Consider the following 3,269-nt stretch of genomic DNA (forward strand, 5'->3'; position numbering starts at 1 on the left):
CTCGGGCGGCACATCGATTGCCGACAGGATTTCCTCCACGCCTTCGCCGCGCCAGAAGATACAGGGCTCTGACGCCACCCCCAGAGCCTGGACTCTCTGTGCGCCCCCGGGGTCGCACCACCGGGCGTGAACTGCGCTGGCGTATACACCCAAAACGAACACACGCTTCGGACCACGCTTCGCCTGTGTCACGCTCTGTATAGGCTGCCCAAACGGAAAGGTCCCAACTACCATTGCATCTCCTTCTCACCGTTCGTAGACGGATAATTCCTACAGCCGTCGCAAGATCGGAAGGTTCGATAGACCAATGATAATAAACGACAATTGGATAACGCTCGACAAGGCCGTCCTGATTCTCGCGAACCAGATCCGTAAGCAAAAGGCAAGCGAATTCAATCCAATTTCTGCGCACCGAAGCGCATCTCCGTCCTCGATCCTGCGCATGTCCGCCGTTCCGCACCCATTGCCCGTCTGGGTCCTCACGGTACGAGTGAAGGATTACCGGCCCCAGAGCCTCGGAGCCGCCTTAGTCTTCTCTACGGTTCGCGCTTGCGACGCCCAAATCTTTTCACAAAACCACTGCGAAGCCCAACTCGAAACATCGTGAGGAATGTCTCTTGACTTATCCGAGACCCATTCCGGAACGTACCCGGAAACGCCTTTGATGTCCTTCAATACATTTCGTCTCGCCTCCCAAAGTAGTCCAGGAGCTTGTCTGGACTTGTCCCAAACCAAGGCCATAGCATCCCGAGCCAATCCAGGAGCACGCTTAGCTGCGTCCCCAACCAGGACGGCGACATCCTTGGTCTTATCCAGGACCCAATTCGGGGCACCCTTGGTCGCATCTCTAGCCACATTCAGGAACCAATCCGGAAGTAACTCTACCGGTAGACTCGGATCGAGGTGCAGTCTCTGGTACCATGCCGCACTGAGGCTGTAAAATTTCACACCCAGCAGGGTGAAGCTGACAACCGCCATCGGGAACGCCAGGAAGTTCAGCACCGGCAGAAGGACCGGGAAGACGGTCACCAAGCCTACGATAAGCCCCGAGATGGCGATGGCGCGCGCAACTGACTTACCCATTCGCTTCAACACCCGAGTGTAGAACTCCGATTTGGTTATCTTCCCGTCAAAACAATCCAGGCCCTCTTCCATGGTGGCGAAAACACCCTCGACAACGGCGGCCACCAAGCCACTGGCCACGGCCACCTTAGCCGCCTGCTCCACCGCAAGACGCAACGCCTCCGAGTTCAAGGCTGAACGAGCCAAGTCCAACTCGGCCGAGGTCATCGTCGCATCACCCCTTGCACGATTTAACGAAGCGTTCTCAAAGATTCCTTCGCTCGCGCTATCACCACCCCCCAAGCTCCGGGGAATGATGTGACTCCAATCGCGGGAAGCATGAAACTCTCTCAGAGCTTCAACGCCGCTCATTCTGATCGGTCCCGGTATCGTCTCCCATATCGCCTTTGCCGCTTCAAGATCCCGGTAAGCTGCCCCGGCCCTCTGATAATATTGAATCAGATCCGGCGGCAACATGTTGAAATCGAGATTCTGTAGCCATCCTCCGGCGAACCGTCCTACCACCGAGGCGGACAACACATCCTTCAGCAATTTCTCGAAATCGAGCTGGCGAACCCACTCGTTCATGAAGATTCCCGCTACCCAAAACTGCGAGGAACCGCTGCGAATATACCGTTGCACCTCCGGGTTCTGACTTGCCTTTGTTAGCCCCTCGATCCTGTATAGGGTCGACTCATCCTCGTTGCCCGTTTCATTCATCAGGTGCTCCCAATTTGCGGATGCTTTCCTCCTCAGCACCCTGGACTACCGGTTCTCACTTCCGTACCTTTGAAGTCTCCCACTCACTATCCCCTTCAGTTTCCCCCACACCGATGTCTTCTGCGGCTCGTTGTGGTCCAGTGCTTCCGGGTGAGTCTGCAGATAGCGGTTCACGATGGCGCTGCCATGGGCTTGGTTTGTCATGACGAAGCCCTTCTCCTCCAGCAGCTTCGCTACCGATCGGTTGTGCGTGTAGTCCTTGGCTTTCGCCTCCACCTCGGTGGCGCCCTTTGGAATAGCGTACCCCCGACATGGCCGGCAAGCGGACGTCATCGCCATCGACGTACATCCGAACATGGCTGTCGTCGGTCATACGGTGCATGGCGTAGTAGTCGAGCCGCTCCCGGTCGTCCTCGACATCGAAACGCGTCCAGATGGTCCAACCTCGTTTAACGATGAGCCACACCACACCGGGCTCCATTGCGTCGATCGGCAACTCAATCTCCCAGCGTCCGAACTGGCCATTGAAGCGCTGCCGTAGCTGCCCCCGACGGTCCATGTTGCTGCTCTCGTTGACCTTTGTCACTTTCTTGCGGATCCTCTTTGGGAGGACGTTTTTGAAATGGGAACTGCCGTTCCTCTCCTCGCGCGCCGCGGCATTCTTGAGACCGCCTGCCGTCTCGCTCTCCTGCTTGGGTTCGGGCGGCCTACGTTTGCTACGCTTTCCGACTTGGTTGCCGATCACACTCCCCGCCTAGCCAGTTCTTCTAGTTGGTCTGCTGGTCCCTGCAATGGCGTTTCCAGCCGCGGCGATTCCGATACCGGCACCGAAATACGCGCGATACCGGCACCAGCGACGCCTCCTACAACCCCACCGATGGTCTTCCTCTTCATTGATTCACCCCGTTGTCTTGGGAGTGGTTTTTTGCATGGCCGTTTGGAGGTAGCATCTGCCAACGCAGCGCCAACTGATGGCCGCCACGGACGTCAACATGTGCCATGCAATGTCCGAAAAGGGACGGCACTTGTAAGCGCACCATGGCGGCTCGTAGAGCCCCCGGAATCCACGGTGTTCGACCACGACAGGCACCGGGCCACGTACGCCGCGACGGTGCGCGAGCGGGAACCATCGCGCCCTCTCTCCAGCAAGGTAACCGTGCTCCCTTGCCGCCAGCCCGCGACTACTCCGTCATGCGCTTGAGCCCGCTCAGGGGCTGAACCTTAACCGCCCGCGAGACGGGCTTCGCGGCCACCGTGATCTCCTGGCGGGTGAAGGGCGAGATCATCTTGCGCGCCTTCGTCGCGGGCTTGCGCACCACCTTGATCTTCAGCATGCCGGGAAGCGTGTGAACGTTCCCACCGCGCGTCTCCTGACGTGACGCTCGATGACCACTCCAAGCTCGTCCAGCACCGAGGCCACGTCCTTCTTCTGGAGCCCGGTCGATTCGGCCAGGGCGTCCAGGAGCCGGGTCTTGGTCATGGCCTCC

Annotated in this window: 3 protein-coding genes; all 3 read right to left on the bottom strand. The window is 58.6% G+C overall.

The window, feature by feature from the left end:
• Positions 1-498 precede the first annotated feature (498 nt).
• On the bottom strand, positions 499-1,782 hold the full coding sequence (locus OXF11_21805) for a hypothetical protein (protein ID MCY4489723.1): 1,284 nt from the start codon (positions 1,780-1,782) through the stop codon (positions 499-501).
• Positions 1,783-1,837: 55 nt separating this feature from the next.
• Positions 1,838-2,527, bottom strand: coding sequence for a hypothetical protein (locus tag OXF11_21810; GenBank protein MCY4489724.1), 690 nt, complete (start codon positions 2,525-2,527; stop codon positions 1,838-1,840).
• 436 nt (positions 2,528-2,963) lie between these two features.
• Positions 2,964-3,116 (bottom strand): hypothetical protein, encoded by a 153-nt coding sequence (locus tag OXF11_21815; protein ID MCY4489725.1) that lies wholly within the window; start codon positions 3,114-3,116, stop codon positions 2,964-2,966.
• Positions 3,117-3,269 lie beyond the last annotated feature (153 nt).

Source organism: Deltaproteobacteria bacterium (genome assembly GCA_026712905.1).
Taxonomy (GTDB): domain Bacteria; phylum Desulfobacterota; class Binatia; order UBA9968; family JAJDTQ01; genus JAJDTQ01.

Excerpts from the sequence above, each read along its gene's own strand:
- OXF11_21805 (MCY4489723.1), bottom strand. The coding sequence starts at position 1,782 with ATGAATGAAACGGGCAACGAGGATGAGTCGACCCTATACAGGATCGAG.
- OXF11_21815 (MCY4489725.1), bottom strand. The coding sequence starts at position 3,116 with ATGCTGAAGATCAAGGTGGTGCGCAAGCCCGCGACGAAGGCGCGCAAG.